Here is an 18,116-nt window from a genome sequence, read left to right as displayed (position 1 = left end):
CTCTCCTTTCCTCTATACAATATTATTGTAAGAAAGAAAAAACGGTCAAACAATTTGCTTCTTTCCAAAATGAACAGGCCATTGTCTATACAGTCCTCAATCTCATTCTCTCCAGTCTCTAGAAATCTTACAAAAGTGTAATGTTATTGTAAGCTAAAACGATGTCATCATCTTCCTTTTATTTCTATACTAAAATGAGAGACAAAAACGAACGAAAAGGTGATTAATACATGAAAAAGAAAAATAAAGTGATCATTACTAGTTTAGTAACAATTGGAATTGCAGCAGGTTCATATTTTGCTTTCGCTGGTGGTGGTTCAGACGTCGCTCAAGCTTACAGCAGTTATAAAGTTATCGAAAAACAAATTGAAAACGCTCAAAAATTTGGTGGCGAAGTCATTCCAAATGGAACGGAAACAATCGCATTTGACCCATCAAAAGGTACGTATGAACTCGCTGTAAAAAAAGGCGATGAAGTAAAAAAAGGGCAACTACTATTTAAATACAATGACCCTACTATGAAGTTAGGTGTGACAGAAGCAGAAATGCAGAAGAAACTTGCTAATAAAGAAGTTGAATTATTAAATAAACAACTAAATGCAGCAAAACAAAAATTACCAAAAGATAAAAATGCCGGTTCACCTGGGGAGTTGTTAAAAACAACAGAAACTGAAATTGCTCAGCTCGAATCTCAGCTTGAAATGAAAAAATTCGAAGTTGAAAAAGCGGATCAAATGATACAAACAAGTAAAGAAAAATTAAATACACTTTCTGTAACAAGCCCAGCAGATGGCGTAATTGAAGAGATTGCAAAAAATACAGATGAAAAAACAGGTATGAGCGGGATTACCCTTCGCACTGCTGGTCCTCTAAAAGTAAAAGGCCAATTATCAGAATATGAACTAGCTCATGTAAAGGTTGGGCAAGAAGTAACTGTTACTTCAAAAACTGTACCAGGAAAAAAATGGACTGGGAAAGTTTCAGAAATCGGTACAACTCCAGTAAAGAGCATGGATGACAACAAGACAGTATCGAATTACCAATTTATTGTTACATTAGATAATAATGAAGAACTGCAAACTGGATTCCACGTATATGTAACAAGTACATCTGGTGAAGCAACTGGTACAGTCGTTCCGAAAAGTAGCATTGTGAAAAAAGACGATAAAAATGTTGTCTTCATTATTCAAGATGGCAAAGCAAAAGAACAAACAGTCAATGTTGAATTTGAAACAGATAGCGAAGCAAAAGTTTCAGGAGTAAAAAAAGGTGACCAAATTATCTCTAAACCAGAAAAAGACTTAAAAGATGGTATGGAGGTTAACGCCCAATGATCGATTTAAAAGGCATCACGAAATCCTTTCAAAACGGTGAAGAAACAGTTCAAGTTTTGCACGGCATTAATGTAACACTGAATCAAGGCGAATTCACTTCTATCATGGGACCATCTGGATCTGGTAAATCAACATTAATGAATATTATCGGTTGCTTAGATAAACCGACAAGCGGAACGTATTCGTTAGCAGGACAAAACATTTCGGGTATGTCTGAAACGGAACTCGCTCATATTCGTAATAAAGAAATTGGATTTGTATTCCAAAACTTTATGCTGCTCCCTCGTCTCAATGCACTGCAAAATGTAGAATTACCTCTTATTTACGCAGGCGTAGATAAAAAAGAGCGACGTGAGCGTGCGTTAACTGCACTAACAAAAGTAGGCCTAGCAGACCGGGCAACGCACTTGCCAAATGAACTATCTGGTGGACAAAAGCAGCGTGTTGCCGTTGCGCGTGCCATTGTAAATAATCCAAAGTTCATTTTAGCAGATGAACCGACTGGGGCACTTGATACAAAAACAAGTAAACAAATTATGGACCTTTTTTACGAATTAAACAAACAAGGCTCAACAATCATTATGATTACCCACGATCGTGAAATTGGGGAAGCGGCTGCACGCCAAATTGTAATTCGTGACGGAAATATCGTCCAAGATTGGAGAGGTTAATTTTGAATACAAGTGAAAATATACGCATGGCCCTTTCCTCTATCTTTGCTCATAAAATGCGTTCCATTTTAACGATGCTTGGGATTATCATTGGAGTTAGCGCCATTATTACAATCATCTCGATTGGAGACGGAACAAACGCCAAGTTCCGTGAACAGATTGGGAAAGAAAAGAAAGATCAATTTTCCGTAAACTACACAACGGAAGATTATTCTGATATGGACGGAAAAATCTCCGCCAGCATGTATGACAATGTCTTAAAAATTTCTGGCGTTCAAGATGTATATCCAGACGTTAGAGGAAAAGAAAAAGTATATGCCGGAAAAAAAGAGTTAGATCTTGATATAATCGGCGCGAAAGGTGACTATTTTGAAGATACTTCTAGATTCCAGCTTGAGCACGGCAGATTTTTAACAGCGAATGATTTAGATAAGCCTGAACATACGATTGTCTTAAATAAAGATGCATTTAATAAATTATTCTCCTCATGGGAACCAAACTTATATATTGATATAAAAGGTACACCTTACAAAGTAGTCGGTGTCTATTCTATCAAAGCAATGATGAGTGGTATGGAGATGAAAGAAGGTATCATCTCTGCTGAGAACTGGCCTGTTCTCTTTGGAAAAAACAACTATGATGGGATAACAGTAAAAATTGCTTCAGGTCAAGATAAGGAATCGGTACAAACTGCTGTTGTTAACTCATTAAATGATGCGAAAAAACCAGAACACACAGGAAAATTCAAAGTACCAGACCCACAAGAAATGTTAAAAGAAGTTGATAGTTTCACAGGTATATTAAAAAGTGTATTCGGCGGTATCGCAGCCATTTCACTACTTGTTGGTGGCATTGGTGTTATGAATATCATGCTTGTATCTGTAACAGAACGTACACGAGAAATTGGTATCCGTAAAGCACTTGGTGCAACGCGCGGGAAAGTATTAATGCAATTCCTTATCGAATCTTGTATTTTAACAGCATTAGGCGGATTCATTGGATTTATGCTCGGTATCTTCTTCGCTTGGATCGTTGCCATATTTGCAGGATGGCCGCTCGTGGTTTCCGTAAAACTAGGTTTAATTTCAGTCGCATTATCTATGTTAATTGGTATTCTCTTCGGATTACTACCAGCTAACAAAGCGGCGAAACTTGATCCGATTGAATGTTTACGCTATGAATAAATAAGGCGCTCCAAATGAAATGATGCAAAAAGTGATTTCATTAAGCAATTCTTCAGGCATGAGCTCGGTATTGTACCGGGACTCATGCCTTTTCGTTTTCCCTTCCTACTTTTACCTCCTCACGTTGTCTCACATCATATAACGGAACTGCGCCATAATCACAAACAAATCCCTTGCCAAAAAAGCAAGTTGTCTATATATTATTGATATATCAACAATTGATATATCAAACGTTTTCCCAAAACAAAAAAGGAGCGAATGCTATATGGAAATATTAGCGGCGGTTTTAGTTGGAATCGTAGCATTAGAACATATATTTATTATGATTCTGGAGATGTTTTTTATTAATTCAAAGATAGCAAAACGAGCTTTCAAACTACCGAATCATTTAGAAGGAGATCCGAACGTAGCCGTTATGTTTGCAAATCAAGGTTTATATAATGGATTTTTAGCTGCCGGCCTTATTTGGGGACTTATACTCGGATTCAATCCAATCGGCTATATGATTCAATTGTTTTTCGTAATTTGTGTAGTGGTGGCAGCTATTTTTGGCGGTTTTACATCCAACAAGTCAATTATTGTGAAACAAGGACTTCCGGCTATTTTAGCACTGCTTGTTCTTTTGTTTGTAATATAGAACCCGATCCTTACTATAAAACCACATGATTTTAAATCATCCCCTAGGTGATGTTCCTTAATTAAATATGTTTAAACTGGTGAAATAAGGGCTCCCTTTTCATACCTATTGTAATTTTTGTTGGTTTTCCTCTTATACTTTGGTGTGTTTATTCATAGGTTATAAGGTATAAGCGTTCGATTAATAAGGGGGGACCAAAAATGAGTAAATTTAAAAATCAACCTGATATTCCGTTTCAATGTTTCATCCCTTCACCTGGAATTGGACCAATCGGACCAACTGGTGTAACTGGTTCAATCGGGCCAACTGGCTCAACCGGGTCAACTGGGCCAATAGGTCCAACTGGGCCTGTTGCACAGTCGTGTTGCCCATGTACTAATCTTCTTGACAATCCTGGTTTTGATGAACCAGCAGTAGTTGGAGAGCCCGTTCCAGGTTGGAATCCAATAGGAGCCGTTACACAAGTTGGTCCTCCGAACGCTCATAGTGGGCGTTATCTTCCAAATGGAGAACTTCGTCGTTTAGCTGTGGCGATTGGACCAAACGAGGGTATAAACCAGTCAGTTGATGTTGAGGCAGGTTGTTGTTATACATTTTCTTTTGCTGCGGATGTAAGGGCTATTACGAATCTTATAGCTTCTGTATCTTTTCCACAACTTAACCATGGATGTCCTCCTAGCCCTACAACTCTTGGTCCATTAGATATTCCACATATCGTACCAGTTAGGAACCAACCGCAATCTCTTTTCCAACATTATACCCTTGTTGTATGTATACCTCTTGGCGTGACTACAGCGTGTATTGCTTTCCAAAATACTGCTACAACCGGAGAAGGTGCAACAGCTTTTGTTGATAATGTTGTATTCCAAACTACTGGTGGCCCTTGTACTTCATGTATACAGAATTTTTAATGGACCGAGGTACTTACAGTTTTTATTGTAAAAGAACGGAGAAGAATTATAAAAACAATTAAAAAGGAAAACTACTAAAAGCAGTAGTTTTCCCTTCTCACCACATCTATAAAATAATTACTTCTTTAATGTAAATCCAAATTTATCCCAAGCTTGTAAATAATCTAATAAGAAAATTTCCTTTTCCGCAACACGGCCAACTACGTTTGTTTTCCCTGTGTTAACCATATCTTTTAATGCAATCTGTAATTCACCTTTATACTGACCATATTGTTCATTATCAATCAGTATATCACCACGTTTAATTGCTCTTGTGTTATGTGGCTTAAAGTCTTCTTTTTTATATTTCACACGACTTTGTGTAGAACGAATCATATATTCAGACACATCCCCGCGGTAAAAATGTGGTTCCTCTAATATAATTTTTCTTTCTAACTCTGTCGTTGTTTCACAAATCTCTATGTCAAATGTTTGCTTTTCTTTATTTATTTCTCCAAGTACCTTCAATTCTTCTTCTGATGCGTATGCATTCGCAATAATGACATCATCAATTAATTCTGTTGCAAATAAATGCTTTGCTTGCGTTGTCATTGGCAATTCACGATGTTGTTCAAGTGTACATAAACCTTCTGTTACCGGCCATGGACCGTATGTCGCATCAAATGATGTAATAAAAGCAGCCGTTCTCATCCCATAATCTTTAAATTGCTTTGAACATTTTATAAAATGTTCATAAGAAAGCCCAGAATAACGATGTGGGTAAAAATTATGACAGCCAATTAAGTTTTCACGGTTCGGACGATGGCTCATAATATTATCAACATATTTCGTACCATTACTCATATTAATCTCAATTTTCAATCCATATGGGTTATAAGTCATAATGGATTCTTCTAATCCTGAGAAACCAACATCTAGACGAATGCCATATGCACCTAACTCATGGAAGAATGATAGATCATTATACGAAATACCAAGCTGCTCAAAAACAGCTGGACTAATATCAACCAGCACTTGAAATCCTAACTCATTCGCATGCGAAATCGTTTCTTTAAACTCTTTCACAATCTGTTCTTTCTCGCCATCAACTGATAATAAACATGTGAATACACGTGTAAAACCATATTGATGTGCTAATGTTAAATATTCCTTATCTTTCTCTACTGTAGAATGTTCTGGATAAATAGAAATACCCAATCGTCTCATGCGTATGCGCCTCTTTCTTCATCATCATTTTGTAAACCCTTTCAAACAAATATAAAAAAATAGTAAAAACCCCCTACTACCTTACTATTCGTTTGAATTCGCTTTCTTTTATATAAATCCATTTTAATTTTTCGACATATGAGCAAACGATTCTCCACTTATGTTTTCACACATAGGGCTAGCCGTTTCTATACATGGCGGATGCTCTCGCCCACCTAAAAAGAGTTGTTTTTATTTGGATTTATATAAATAGAAATTATCTTATCATTCATAACAACTAGCAGACTATACATCTATACTTTACCTTTTTTAAGAACATTTGTGTAGTATTTACACAAATTTGTAAATTTTTTATCCAAAAAATTGTTATCCGCTTTCAATTCACCTTTCTTGACTGTTCGATTGGCCACTACATATACTCAAAAGAAAAGAGAAAAATATTTAGGGGATGAATATATGGAAGAAGCAGCACTTATCAAACATGAAGCATTATGGACGAAAGAATTTATTGCACTCATTTTTGCAAACTTGTGTATGTTTTTAGGATTTCAAATGTTAATTCCAACACTTCCTGTTTATGTGAAAGAAATTGGCGGTACAAGTTCAAATATTGGATTTGTTGTGGGAATGTTTACTGTAGCAGCGTTACTCATTCGACCGTTAACTGGGAATGCCCTACAAAAATATAGCAAAAAACTCATTTTAATGACAGGAACAGCCATTTGTCTACTTGCTATGGGTAGCTACTTGTTTGCCTCTACAATCTTCCTTCTACTTGCCGTTCGCATTTTACACGGGACTGGTTTTGGTATTACAACAACTACATATGGGACTGTAGTCTCTTACTTAATCCCAGCCGCGCGCCGTGGTGAAGGGATGGGATATTTCGGTCTCTCTGGAACTATGGCTATGGCACTTGGTCCTCTTATCGGACTATGGCTCATGCAAACTTACAACTTTACCATTCTTTTTGTATGCGCTCTATCTTGTACAATCATATCCTTACTATTAACAAAACTCCTGAAGATTCAAGCAACTGAGAAACCAATCGTGCAAACACACGAAACATTTTTAGATGGATTTGTCGAAAAGAAAGCTTTACTTCCTTCATTATTAATATTGTGTATTACATTAATGTACGGAGGGATTGGTAGCTTTATCACATTATTTGCTACGCAAGTTGGTATTACTGATATTAGCCTTTTCTTCTTATTTAATGCCCTTGCTATCGCTGTAACGCGTCCTTTCTCAGGAAAGATATACGATAAAAAAGGCCACACATTTGTTATTATTCCAGGTGTTATCTTAACATTTGCAGGGATTATCCTCCTATCGTATACAACAACAATACCAAGTTTAATTATTGCCGCTAGTTGCTACGGTAGCGGATTTGGTGCCATTCAACCCGCATTACAAGCTTGGATGATCGATCGTGTAGCCCCCCATCGTCGCGGTGTTGCTACGGCAACATTTTTCTCCGCATTTGACCTTGGTATTGGAGCTGGAGCCATTATTTTTGGCTTTATGGCACATTTTACAGACTACGCAACCGTATATCGCTACTCCTCTGTGTTACTGATCGCGTTTCTTTTTATTTACATTACAAATGTACGAAAGCAAAAACAACTCGATAAAAAACATGAAAAAGCTGTTGGATAATTCAGCAGCTTTTCATGTTATCTTTATTAACGGGCAGTAAGATCCCGATTGGTAAAGGCTAATAATCAGTGGGGGCTTCGTCTACCATTGATTATTAGCCTTCACTTTATCTATACACTGATTTCAAATGTACATATTCCAAAATAGTTGTTCAATCATTTACTCCCAATTCCAATACATACACTTTATTCTCCAATTCAAATATAAAATGCTCTGCACTAACGTACCAATCGTAATCACTTTGGACCTCATACGTAATTACGTGTCTACCATTAAAAAATGAGACTAATAACTCAAGAAATGTTTGAACCCTATTGTCTTTCTCTACCTCATGTAACATTTGATTATCATATTTTAAATAAAACTCTCTTTCAAAAAACCATCGATCTAATACTTCTTGTAACCGTTCTTCATAATTATTACATATTTCATGACTGTGATACTCTCTCTCAAAATATGTTTGAATAGTAGCAAGAATCGTACCTTGTTTTACTATTTCATGAAACTGAAAAGTATATCCATGATTCGTCATATGATTAACCTGTTCCATCGCTAATAAATAACCATTTATTTTATCTAACACAATTTTCCCCTCCAGTTATACATATATATTTATGTACTTACAGTTAAATCGCTTTTCTAAAATGAAATTTCTGGTTCTTTACATATCTACCGTTAAACTCCCACTTTTTTTGTTCAATGCATATTCTCATACATACAAATACTATGACTATTACAGGCAAATTGTACAGAATAACATTACATTTCATCCATAATTCCCCATAATGTAAACGGTCTTTTTTTAAGGTTACGTAAATTTTTTAAAGCTTTGTAAACTTAATGTAAAGTTTGCATTGATATCATTTACATCACCTCAAATTTTCGTTAATAATTACACCGTACATGAAATTTAAGGAGTGAAATGCGTGGAATTTAATGTTCAAGACATGATCTTCCAGTTTATTGGTGGATTAGGTATTTTCTTATTCGGGATTAAATACATGGGAGACGGACTGCAACAAGCAGCAGGGGATCGCCTCCGTGACATTCTCGACCGATTTACAACTAACCCACTTATGGGCGTACTAGCAGGTATGTTAGTTACTGTGCTCATTCAATCTAGCTCAGGAACAACCGCTTTAACAGTTGGACTTGTAAGTGCTGGATTTATGACACTAAGACAAGCTATTGGTGTTATTATGGGCGCTAACATTGGTACGACCGTTACAGCTTTTATTATCGGAATTAAAATCGGGGAATATGCTCTTCCAATTATGGCAGTTGGAGCAATCTTACTATTCTTCTTTAAAAATAAAAAAGTACAATCTCTCGGACAAGTTATTTTCGGATTTGGTATGTTATTCTTCGGTTTAGAATTAATGAGCACAGGCATGGAGCCGCTGCGTTCGTTACAATCATTCCAAGAATTAACTGTCAGCATGAGTAACAGTCCAATACTAGGAATTATCGTCGGGACAGTATTTACGTTAATTGTACAAAGCTCAAGTGCAACAATTGGGATCTTACAAGAATTATTCGGTCAAGGTGCAATCGATTTACAAGCTGCCCTACCAGTACTGTTTGGTGATAATATCGGAACAACAATTACAGCTGTATTAGCAGCAATCGGTACTTCTATTGCCGCAAGACGTGCAGCACTCGTTCACGTTATCTTTAATATTGTTGGTACCATTATCTTTACAATTTTCTTAGTACCATTTACAAATTTAATACAATATTTCCAAACATCATTAAACTTAAATCCAGAAATGACAATCGCTTTTGCGCACGGAACATTCAATGTAACGAATGCAATTATTCAGTTCCCGTTCATTGCAGTTCTAGCATGGATTGTAACAAAGATTATTCGCGGTGAAGATTCTTCTATTGACTTTAAACCGCAGCACTTGAATCCAATTTTTATTGAACAATCACCTGCCATCGCTTTAACAGAAGCTCAGAAAGAAGTAATTCGTATGGCAGAATTTTCATTACATGGTTTAAAAGAAGCAAACCAGTTTTTAAACACACAAGATAAAAAACATGCCAATACAGCAGCTCAATTAGAAGGTGCTATTAACAACTTAGATAGAAAAATTACGGAGTATTTAGTATTACTCTCTGAAAAACCACTCTCACCAATAGATTCAGAAAAACATTCTATTTTAGCATCTGTTGTTGGAGATATTGAACGCGTTGGAGACCATGTAGAAAACGTCGTAGAACTTGTGGATTCTCAAATTTCTAATCGCATCACACTATCAGATGAAGCGCTGGCAGAACTAAATGAAATGCTGGAACTAACAACGTCAACATTGCAAGATGCAATTGGTGCTTTAACAAACTTTGACACTGAACTTGCCCAAACAGTTATTACGAAAGAGCGTAAAATTGATCAAATGGAACGTGTATTGCGTAAACGCCATGTACTACGTCTAAATGAACGTAGTTGCTCAGGTGACGCAAGCATCATCTTTATCGATATGGTAAGTAACTTAGAGCGTATCGGTGATCACGCCGTAAATATTGCAGATGGCGTTTTAGGAGAGCAAGGAAAATTTTCATTAAAACAAACACTGTAGAAAAAAGACGATCTGGATAGGATCGTCTTTTTTCTACATATAGTGCTGGGAAACAGGAGTTAGGGGGCCTCCTGTTTTTTTGTCGTTTTTTGCTGGTTAGTCGATATCCTGTGTCGAATCGCTGATATATTTTAATTTGCGCCGATATATGATGAGAAACGATCGATATATTTGAAAAATCGTCGATAAAATTTCATTCACCACTTTATACGAACAACACTCGTCAGATCACCATGCTTCTGTTTATAATTTTGTAGCATTTCCCTTTCTCAGTCCCTATTCTTAAATGCATACGGTATTACAACATCTTCACAATCGTTCTTCCTTTTAACTTCCCTTGCAAAATAAGTTCAAACGTATCATTTAATTCTTCTAATGTGCATTCTGACGTATAAGATACTAAATCTAAATTCTTCCACTCATTCCCTAACATTGACCAAATCTTCTTTCTTAATGGCATTGGACATTGGACAGAGTCTATTCCAAGCAAGTTAATACCGCGCAGGATAAATGGATATACAGAAGTTTTAAATTCATGGCCTGCAACGTTACCACACGTCGTTACACTTCCTCCGTATTGAACAACTTTTAAAGCTGTTGCTAATGTATTTCCACCAACTGTGTCAATCACACCCGCATATATTCCTTTTAACATCGGTTTTCCCGATTGATCATTCATTTCATCACGATGAATAATCTCTTTCGCACCTAAATGAAATAGCATTTCTTTCTCTTCCGTTTTTCCAGTCGCAGCTACGACATCATATCCTAATCTTGCTAAAATACTAACTGCAACACTTCCAACTCCGCCTGTTGCTCCTGTAACAAGAATTTTCTCCATGTCAGGTGTAATCCCTGTTGTAATTAACTTGTGCACAGATAAAGCCGCCGTAAACCCCGCTGTTCCATACATCATACTTTCTGTCAATGACAACCCTTCTGGTAACGGTACAACCCACGATATAGGAACACGAATGCATTGACCAAATCCACCAGATGTATTCATCCCTAAATCATAACCTGTTACAATTACTTGATCCCCTTTCTTAAAGGAAGAATCTTGACTACTCATCACTTCTCCTGCCGCATCAATTCCTGGAGTATGTGGATACTTCCTTGTAACTCCCTTATTTCCAGTAGCTGAAAGTGCATCTTTATAATTTAATGAAGAATAATGAACACGAATTAACACTTCTCCTTCAGGTAAATCCTTTATTTCCCTCTTAATCAAGGTTCTTTCAAATTGATTTTCTCCCTTTTCATTTACAACAATTGCTCGAAATGATGTATGGTTCATTATGTCTATCTCCTTTACTCCTAACAAACAGTCTTTCTACTCTATATTATATAAGACCTATCGAACATGATATAATCACCCTCTTGAACATATTTCAACAAATCTTACTTCTTTATGATTTTTTCATAATATGTATTTCTATTTTTAATCCAACAAACTATACTTGTTCTATTGCTCACTCTTCTAAATTCCGATTTACAAAGGCGGAAAAATCTGACTTTTCATGAAATAAATTGAGTTTTTGCGAAATGTAAATGTTTTGTAATATTCTTTTGAACTAAATTTCTTTATAATTAGGTGATATGAGTGTCGTATTTCAATCCAAATGAAGGAGTATATGAAATGGATCAAAACCCATCTTTACAAGAAAATATACGAAATAATAAGAAAAAAGGAAAGAAGAAAACAAAAATTATTATAAGTGTCCTTTTATTATTTTTCATAATAGGAGGCAGTTATACTTGGTTTTTAGTAAATAAAGCATCCTCTGCAGTACGAAATGCCGCTCACGATTTAGCACGCGGCGATAAATCAGATTTACGTGATAGAGCTGTTAAACCTATTTCTAATAATGTATCTGTATTAATTATGGGCGTTGATGAAAGCGATATCCGTGGCAAAGAGTATGGTGCTGCTATAAGAACAGATGCACTGTTACTTGCAACTTTTAATAAAGATAGTAAAACTGTGAAACTTTTAAGTATTCCGCGAGATACATATACTTATATCCCAATAGAAAAGAAAATGGATAAGATTACACATGCACATGCATTTGGTTCTGCTAAAAATGGAAAAAATGGTGGACCGCAAGCTAGTATTGATGCGGTAGAAAAATTACTTCACGTTCCTGTTGATTATTTTGTAAAATTCAACTTTAAATCATTTATGAAAATTGTTAATGATTTAGGTGGCATTGAAGTAGACGTTCCTGTTGAATTTACTGAACAAGATAGCAACGATAATGCAGGTGCCATTCACTTAAAAAAAGGTGTCCAAAAATTAAATGGTGAAGAAGCTCTTGCGCTTGCTAGAACACGTCATATCGACAGTGATGCAATGCGTGGTCAACGTCAACAACTTGTTATTGAAGCGATTCTGAAAAAATTAACAAGCGTTGGTTCTGTCACAAAAGTAGGAGATATTATTGATGACATTAATGGACAATTCGTTACAAACTTAACGTTTGACGATATGTTATCATTTTATAAATACGGTTCAGATTCTTCAATTGAAAAGTTACAAATTAATGGTTCAGACTGTTACATGGCAAAAGGTGATGATACATGCAGTCGTTCTGGTGGCAATAACCGCACATATTACTATCAACCAGATGAAAAAGATTTAGCCGCTTTAACAAACCAACTTCGCGCGCATCTCGACTTATCTGCGTATAAAGAAGTGGATTCTGATGATAAAGAAGATCAGAAAAAAACAAGCTCTGAGAAATCAAAAAAAGATTCCGATATTCAGAACAAATCTAATAACAAAGATAACGAAGAAGATACAGCAACAAGCTCTGAGAAATCAAGAAAAGACTCGGATAATCAGAATAAGTCGACTAATGAAGACGACGAAGATAAAGAAAAAACAAGCTCTGAGAAATCAAAAAAAGATTCCGATATTCAGAATAAGTCTAATAACAAAGATAACGAAGAAGATACAGCAACAACATCAAATGAAAATGAATAACAAAACCCAGCTCTATGGAGGTAGAGCTGGGTTTTCCATGCCGTACAGAAAAGGAAACACTACAAAATTATAAAAAGAAGCATGGTAATCTAACGAAGTTTGTTCATATAAAATAGTGAATGAAATTTTATCAGCGATTTTTCAAATATATCGACCGTTTCTCACAATATATCAGCGCAAATTTGAATATATCAGCGATTCGACAAAGGATATCGATTAACCAACAAAAAGCGACATAAAACAGAAGCACCCCAGCTCTCCTTCTATAGAGCTAGGGTGCTTTATATTTTTATATGCACCTGTAAAATATGAAAAATTCCGACTTTTTAACTATTAATTCCTATATCTTTAAACTATAATAAAAGATAGATATATATTCCAATTCATAGGGGGCAAAATAGATGAAAGCCGCAGTAAAACATAATGTTTCAGATTTTAAAGATTATATAACATCCAATGAAATATATATGGAAGAAAACATAGATGAAAATGATGGCTCTGTATTTTTTTCAGTGAATTTAGAGACTGAGAGTGGTGCAAAAGTTCGACTTATCGCTGCCTTTCATAATGAGCATCCGACTGTCGATATACATTGCTTCAATGTCGCTCAAGTTCATGATTCGGCTAAGAAGAACGAAGTGTTGCATGTAATTAATGAACTAAATACTGCGTATCGATTCGCAAAATTTACACTGAGTAACAGCGATTCTATCGATATTTCGACTTCCCTTGTATTTACAGAACCATACTTTAACCCTGCCCTTGTATTTGAACATACGAGACTACTATATAAAGCTGCAAATGATGAATATGAAAAATTGATGAAAGTTATTTGGGCTTAATCATTGAACGCCACTGGAGAACCAGTGGCGTTCATGTTTTCTTTCTATACTAGCCTTCTTCATAAGATATCTACCCTGTAAAATTTGGTTATACATTTCAAAAAGTCATATTACAACGCGATATCCATCCAAATTTTAATAGATGTTGAAACAATCAATATCGCTAATATCCACTGTAATATTCTTTGATTTAATCTCTTTCCTACAATTGCTCCAAGGGGTGAAGCAATTAAACTTGCTATTGCGATCGCTATAGATGGTAGTACTACCACTTGTCCTGTAGTTACCTTTCCAATCGTAATCCCAATAGATGAAATAAAAGTAATTGCTAATGAAGTTGCAATCGTTATACGTGTAGGAACTTTAAGAATGACGAGCATGATTGGTACAAGTAGAAATGCACCGCCTGCTCCAACCACTCCCGAGAACATCCCGACCATAAATGCTAACATACTCGCTATCCCTTTGTTATACGTAAACGCTTCTACTTGCACATCACGATCATTCTTTTTCGGCATTAGCATCATAACAGCTGCCACTGTAGCTAAAAGGGCATACACAATATTCATTTGCCCTTCCTCTAATATTTTGGAACCTACACTCCCAACAAAGCTCCCAACTAAAATACTCGTTCCCATATATAGTACTAATGTTTTGTTTATATACCCACTTTTCCGATAAGCCCATCCCCCTGCAAATGTCGCAAAAAACACTTGAATAGCTGTAATGCCGCTTACCTCATGTGTCGTATAGCCAGTCATTCCTAATAGCACCGGAATATATAAAATCATCGGATAATTAATAATGGCACCGCCAATACCGACCATCCCTGAAATAAATGAACCAACAAAGCCAATAAGAAAGATTACAATCATAAAACTGAAGCTCATCTTTATTTTTCTCCCTTCTGAAGAGAAAGCTTCCTTTGATTCCCTTTAAATAAATAAATTCACATTTCCTTCAGAAGCATCTGCTAAATAAGCTGCTACCCCAGCAAACTCAACATCTTGCATAATTTCTTCCTCTTTTAGCCCTAATAAATCAACTGTCATTTGGCATGCTACAAGCTTAACATCTTGCTCTTTTGCCATATCAATTAAAGCTGGAAGCGGCATAGTGTTATGCTTTTTCATAACATGCTTAATCATTTTAGAACCCATACCCGCAAAGTTCATTTTAGACAATCCCATCTTATTTGCACCACGAGGCATCATCTTGCCAAATATTTTCTCCAAGAAGTTTTTCTTTACTGTCACATGTTCATCTTTCCGAAGCGCATTTAACCCCCAAAACGTATGAAAAATCGTCACTTCTTGATCATAGGCCGCTGCACCATTCGCAATAATATAAGCTGCCATCACCTTATCGTAATCTCCACTAAACAAAACGATTGTTGTTTTTTTCTTGTTCTCCATGTTAACTTCCCACCTCGTTATACCTATATGGGTATTTTATAAAATATACGAAACCCTTTATTTATAAAAGAACTCTTCATCGTACAGTATTATTCCGTTTTCCCTTCCCAATCTAACATGCCGCCAGTCATGTTTATAACCTGAAAACCATAGCCATCTAAAAACTGTGCAGCTCGTGAACTTCTCCCACCAGAGCGGCACACCATAATATATTCTTTGCTTTTATCTAATTCATGCATACGAAATTCCAATAAACCAAGTGGAATATGAAGAGCTCCTGGAATTTTCCCTTCCGCCACTTCTTCTACTTCACGAACATCAATAATGTTTAATTCTTCATCGTTCATTAATTTATTTTCTAATCCTTTAGCTGTTATTTCTTTCATTTTTAGTTCCTCCTTAATTCCAAGCATTCATGCCACCTGAAACATTTGTGATATGTTGAAATCCTAACTTCTTTAACATTTTTGTTGCCTGCTTACTTCTCATCCCACTTTGACAAATAACAATTACTTCTTTGTTTTTATCTAAATGAACCGCTTTTTGCACTAACTCATTTAAAGGGATATTTCGGAACCCTTGAATATGATTCCCTCTAAATTCACCTTGCGTGCGAACATCAACCAATTGTTTATTCTTTTTATGAAGTAAATCTTTTAGCTCTTTCCCACTTATATTTTTAATACCCTTAACCGGTAAAAAACGAGAAATGATTAACGAAACAATAAGTATAGTTAAAATGATATTGAATACTGTATTTGTATTCATCCACCAGCCCCTCCAATCCTTTTCTATGCAATTGGCCTCTTATTTTTTTACGCCTTTTTAATCCAGAACTTCAGAACACCATTTTCTTCTATTTGCTCTAATACTTCGTGTCCACCTGTTTTTGACCATGCTGGGATATCCTTTATCGCACCTTTATCTGTTAAATGAACTTCTAACACTTCTCCAGATTGTAAAGTGTCCATCGCTTTTTTTGTTCTTACGATTGGCATTGGGCATGCTAATCCTTTCACATCTAATACTTGTTTTGCATTCATATTCTATACCTCCAATATTTTTTATTATTAATCGTGCACCGCACAGCGGTTTGGACCAGTTTCCATTTCGCGCTCTTCTTCTACACTTGGATTCATTTTCCCCATATTCGTCTGACGAATATCTTGATATGCATTCGGCTGAGGCGGTAAATTTTCTGTAACTATTTTTCGAAACTCCAACTCATCTTCAATATTTAACCCCGCATTCTGTTCGAATAAATGTTTCAGTTGTGCCCGCACTACACCTTGTTCATCCATTTCACTAACTTTCGAATAATGCGCTGGTAAAACAATCAACTCTTGAGATAAATCCTTGTAACGTTTATATAAAGTGTTACGCAAATCACTTACCCAGTCTTCCGCCTTACCTGCGAGGTCTGGACGGCCGATGGAATCTACAAATAAAATGTCACCTGATAGAAGGTAAACATCGTCTACAATAAATGAGGTACTCCCAATTGTATGACCTGGTGAGTAAATTGCTTTCATTTCAATTTTTGTTTCCCCCACTGTAATTACCGTTCCTTCTACAAGTGGCTCATAAGAAAACACAACTTCTTCAGCATCTTTTGGCGGTAACCAATACGTGCCTTTCGCCTTTTCTGCTAGCTTACGACCACCAGAAATATGATCCGCATGTAAATGTGTATCCATAACGTTTGTAATCATAGCACCTTGCTCTTTTGCAAATTGCTCATATACTTCTATTGTTCGTGCCGGATCAATAACAGCAGCTTCACCGTTTGAAATAACCATATAGGACAAACACCCTTTTCCAATGCGGTTAAATTGATACATGCTTCCGCTGTTCTTTAAATCGCCAACTTTAATTGGCTTCACATATTCACTCCAAGCTTTCATGCCACCAGCTAAATAATAAACATTTTTCAAACCAGCCTCTATAAGCTCTTCAGCAACAAACTTGGAAGACCCCTCTTTCGCACATACAACAAGAATATTTTTTTCCTTTGGCAATTCATCAAAAATACTATCTACGCCTTCTAATAAATCGAAGTATGGTTTATTAATAGAATGAATTTGCCTCCCTTCAATCTTCCAATCCATATAATCCGTTTCATTACGGACATCTAAAATAAATAATTCTTCAAATAAAACTTTTTCAGCAACATCTTTTACTTGTAACCCTATGGCACTCACTACCTTACCCCCTATGGTATATTTTTATTTAAAAAAATTTTACTGTATTCTACGCTAATTGTTCCCTAAAGTCCCCACATACCCATATGGGTATGTGGTGGTGTTTTTAAAATCTGTCAACACATTCGTTTGACAGATCATCTACTTTTCACTAGTAATTGTACAGCCTCTTTAATCAAATCTTCATTTGATGCATCGCCTTTTTCAAATTGTTCCCGCAAACATTTTTCCAAATTTGTACCTACAATTAATCCAATTGTACGATCCATTGCAGAACGTGATGCCGTTAATTGTGTAATTACCTCTTTACAATCCTTCTCTTCTTCAATCATTCGAAGAACACCACGAATTTGGCCTTCAATTCGCTTCAGTCTATTTTTAATATCTTGATTGTATTCCAATGCCCGATCACCTCCATATTTTCTAACATACGCTTTATCTAAAGAAATACTTACTCTTATTTGTTTTTACAACTCCATCATATACCC

Annotated in this window: 19 protein-coding genes; 9 read left to right on the top strand and 10 right to left on the bottom strand. The window is 35.9% G+C overall.

Annotation, left to right across the window (positions count from 1 at the left end):
* Positions 1-230 precede the first annotated feature (230 nt).
* The 5 genes from ACX5JI_RS06935 to ACX5JI_RS06915 all read left to right on the top strand — a co-directional run bounded on the left by ACX5JI_RS06935 (position 231) and on the right by ACX5JI_RS06915 (position 4,737).
* On the top strand, positions 231-1,334 hold the full coding sequence (locus tag ACX5JI_RS06935) for an efflux RND transporter periplasmic adaptor subunit (protein WP_459500381.1): 1,104 nt from the start codon (positions 231-233) through the stop codon (positions 1,332-1,334).
* Positions 1,331-2,005, top strand: a complete 675-nt coding sequence (locus ACX5JI_RS06930; protein ID WP_459500380.1) for an ABC transporter ATP-binding protein — start codon at positions 1,331-1,333, stop codon at positions 2,003-2,005. Before ACX5JI_RS06935 ends, ACX5JI_RS06930 begins: the two co-directional genes overlap by 4 nt.
* Before the next feature lie 26 nt (positions 2,006-2,031).
* Positions 2,032-3,189: an ABC transporter permease gene (locus ACX5JI_RS06925; protein WP_459501044.1), complete on the top strand. Its 1,158-nt coding sequence runs from the start codon at positions 2,032-2,034 to the stop codon at positions 3,187-3,189.
* A 265-nt stretch (positions 3,190-3,454) separates the two neighbouring features.
* A complete protein-coding gene (locus ACX5JI_RS06920; RefSeq protein ID WP_459500379.1) occupies positions 3,455-3,826 on the top strand; it encodes a DUF1304 domain-containing protein in 372 nt (123 codons plus the stop codon).
* 200 nt (positions 3,827-4,026) lie between these two features.
* On the top strand, positions 4,027-4,737 hold the full coding sequence (locus ACX5JI_RS06915) for a collagen-like protein (protein ID WP_459500378.1): 711 nt from the start codon (positions 4,027-4,029) through the stop codon (positions 4,735-4,737).
* Positions 4,738-4,854: 117 nt separating this feature from the next.
* On the opposite strand, the gene ACX5JI_RS06910 is transcribed toward ACX5JI_RS06915, so the two are convergent.
* A complete protein-coding gene (locus ACX5JI_RS06910; RefSeq protein WP_459500377.1) occupies positions 4,855-5,943 on the bottom strand; it encodes a DUF871 domain-containing protein in 1,089 nt (362 codons plus the stop codon).
* A 456-nt stretch (positions 5,944-6,399) separates the two neighbouring features.
* Here ACX5JI_RS06910 and ACX5JI_RS06905 point away from each other — a divergent pair, with 456 nt between their 5' ends.
* Positions 6,400-7,602 carry an MFS transporter gene (locus ACX5JI_RS06905; protein WP_459500376.1) on the top strand — a complete coding sequence of 401 codons (1,203 nt, stop codon included), beginning with the start codon at positions 6,400-6,402 and terminating at the stop codon, positions 7,600-7,602.
* A 151-nt stretch (positions 7,603-7,753) separates the two neighbouring features.
* Here ACX5JI_RS06905 and ACX5JI_RS06900 read toward each other — a convergent pair whose 3' ends face one another.
* Positions 7,754-8,185, bottom strand: a complete 432-nt coding sequence (locus ACX5JI_RS06900) for a hypothetical protein (RefSeq protein WP_459500375.1) — start codon at positions 8,183-8,185, stop codon at positions 7,754-7,756.
* A 343-nt stretch (positions 8,186-8,528) separates the two neighbouring features.
* Here ACX5JI_RS06900 and ACX5JI_RS06895 point away from each other — a divergent pair, with 343 nt between their 5' ends.
* The gene (locus ACX5JI_RS06895; RefSeq protein ID WP_459500374.1) at positions 8,529-10,184 is read left to right on the top strand and encodes a Na/Pi cotransporter family protein; all 1,656 of its coding nucleotides are present in this window, start codon (positions 8,529-8,531) and stop codon (positions 10,182-10,184) included.
* A 298-nt stretch (positions 10,185-10,482) separates the two neighbouring features.
* On the opposite strand, the gene ACX5JI_RS06890 is transcribed toward ACX5JI_RS06895, so the two are convergent.
* Entirely contained in the window at positions 10,483-11,481 is a 999-nt protein-coding gene (locus ACX5JI_RS06890) for a YhdH/YhfP family quinone oxidoreductase (RefSeq protein WP_459500373.1), read from the bottom strand.
* Between the two features lie 342 nt (positions 11,482-11,823).
* On the opposite strand from ACX5JI_RS06890, the gene ACX5JI_RS06885 reads away from it, so the two are divergent.
* Both ACX5JI_RS06885 and ACX5JI_RS06880 read left to right on the top strand, forming a co-directional pair.
* Entirely contained in the window at positions 11,824-13,170 is a 1,347-nt protein-coding gene (locus tag ACX5JI_RS06885) for an LCP family protein (RefSeq protein WP_459500372.1), read from the top strand.
* Between the two features lie 401 nt (positions 13,171-13,571).
* Entirely contained in the window at positions 13,572-14,012 is a 441-nt protein-coding gene (locus tag ACX5JI_RS06880) for a hypothetical protein (RefSeq protein WP_459500371.1), read from the top strand.
* 110 nt (positions 14,013-14,122) lie between these two features.
* Here ACX5JI_RS06880 and ACX5JI_RS06875 read toward each other — a convergent pair whose 3' ends face one another.
* The 7 genes from ACX5JI_RS06875 to ACX5JI_RS06845 all read right to left on the bottom strand — a co-directional run bounded on the left by ACX5JI_RS06875 (position 14,123) and on the right by ACX5JI_RS06845 (position 18,029).
* Positions 14,123-14,902 (bottom strand): sulfite exporter TauE/SafE family protein, encoded by a 780-nt coding sequence (locus tag ACX5JI_RS06875; RefSeq protein WP_459500370.1) that lies wholly within the window; start codon positions 14,900-14,902, stop codon positions 14,123-14,125.
* A 45-nt stretch (positions 14,903-14,947) separates the two neighbouring features.
* The gene (locus ACX5JI_RS06870) at positions 14,948-15,427 is read right to left on the bottom strand and encodes a DsrE/DsrF/DrsH-like family protein (protein ID WP_459500369.1); all 480 of its coding nucleotides are present in this window, start codon (positions 15,425-15,427) and stop codon (positions 14,948-14,950) included.
* An 89-nt stretch (positions 15,428-15,516) separates the two neighbouring features.
* Positions 15,517-15,813 carry a rhodanese-like domain-containing protein gene (locus tag ACX5JI_RS06865; RefSeq protein ID WP_459500368.1) on the bottom strand — a complete coding sequence of 99 codons (297 nt, stop codon included), beginning with the start codon at positions 15,811-15,813 and terminating at the stop codon, positions 15,517-15,519.
* A 13-nt stretch (positions 15,814-15,826) separates the two neighbouring features.
* On the bottom strand, positions 15,827-16,195 hold the full coding sequence (locus tag ACX5JI_RS06860) for a rhodanese-like domain-containing protein (protein WP_459500367.1): 369 nt from the start codon (positions 16,193-16,195) through the stop codon (positions 15,827-15,829).
* A gap of 47 nt (positions 16,196-16,242) precedes the next feature.
* Positions 16,243-16,470 (bottom strand): sulfurtransferase TusA family protein, encoded by a 228-nt coding sequence (locus tag ACX5JI_RS06855; RefSeq protein ID WP_459500366.1) that lies wholly within the window; start codon positions 16,468-16,470, stop codon positions 16,243-16,245.
* A 27-nt stretch (positions 16,471-16,497) separates the two neighbouring features.
* Positions 16,498-17,628 carry an MBL fold metallo-hydrolase gene (locus ACX5JI_RS06850; protein WP_459500365.1) on the bottom strand — a complete coding sequence of 377 codons (1,131 nt, stop codon included), beginning with the start codon at positions 17,626-17,628 and terminating at the stop codon, positions 16,498-16,500.
* A 137-nt stretch (positions 17,629-17,765) separates the two neighbouring features.
* Positions 17,766-18,029, bottom strand: a complete 264-nt coding sequence (locus tag ACX5JI_RS06845) for a metal-sensitive transcriptional regulator (protein ID WP_459500364.1) — start codon at positions 18,027-18,029, stop codon at positions 17,766-17,768.
* Positions 18,030-18,116 lie beyond the last annotated feature (87 nt).

This window comes from Bacillus sp. C1 (assembly GCF_054570475.1).
Note: the sequence above shows the minus strand (reverse complement) of the source record. Positions and strands in the feature narration are given on the sequence as shown.

Coding starts and splice junctions, on each gene's coding strand:
- ACX5JI_RS06935 (WP_459500381.1), top strand. CDS start 231: ATGAAAAAGAAAAATAAAGTGATCATTACTAGTTTAGTAACAATTGGA.
- ACX5JI_RS06930 (WP_459500380.1), top strand. CDS start 1,331: ATGATCGATTTAAAAGGCATCACGAAATCCTTTCAAAACGGTGAAGAA.
- ACX5JI_RS06925 (WP_459501044.1), top strand. CDS start 2,032: ATGGCCCTTTCCTCTATCTTTGCTCATAAAATGCGTTCCATTTTAACG.
- ACX5JI_RS06920 (WP_459500379.1), top strand. CDS start 3,455: ATGGAAATATTAGCGGCGGTTTTAGTTGGAATCGTAGCATTAGAACAT.
- ACX5JI_RS06915 (WP_459500378.1), top strand. CDS start 4,027: ATGAGTAAATTTAAAAATCAACCTGATATTCCGTTTCAATGTTTCATC.
- ACX5JI_RS06910 (WP_459500377.1), bottom strand. CDS start 5,943: ATGAGACGATTGGGTATTTCTATTTATCCAGAACATTCTACAGTAGAG.
- ACX5JI_RS06905 (WP_459500376.1), top strand. CDS start 6,400: ATGGAAGAAGCAGCACTTATCAAACATGAAGCATTATGGACGAAAGAA.
- ACX5JI_RS06890 (WP_459500373.1), bottom strand. CDS start 11,481: ATGAACCATACATCATTTCGAGCAATTGTTGTAAATGAAAAGGGAGAA.
- ACX5JI_RS06885 (WP_459500372.1), top strand. CDS start 11,824: ATGGATCAAAACCCATCTTTACAAGAAAATATACGAAATAATAAGAAA.
- ACX5JI_RS06880 (WP_459500371.1), top strand. CDS start 13,572: ATGAAAGCCGCAGTAAAACATAATGTTTCAGATTTTAAAGATTATATA.
- ACX5JI_RS06875 (WP_459500370.1), bottom strand. CDS start 14,902: ATGAGCTTCAGTTTTATGATTGTAATCTTTCTTATTGGCTTTGTTGGT.
- ACX5JI_RS06870 (WP_459500369.1), bottom strand. CDS start 15,427: ATGGAGAACAAGAAAAAAACAACAATCGTTTTGTTTAGTGGAGATTAC.
- ACX5JI_RS06865 (WP_459500368.1), bottom strand. CDS start 15,813: ATGAAAGAAATAACAGCTAAAGGATTAGAAAATAAATTAATGAACGAT.
- ACX5JI_RS06860 (WP_459500367.1), bottom strand. CDS start 16,195: ATGAATACAAATACAGTATTCAATATCATTTTAACTATACTTATTGTT.
- ACX5JI_RS06855 (WP_459500366.1), bottom strand. CDS start 16,470: ATGAATGCAAAACAAGTATTAGATGTGAAAGGATTAGCATGCCCAATG.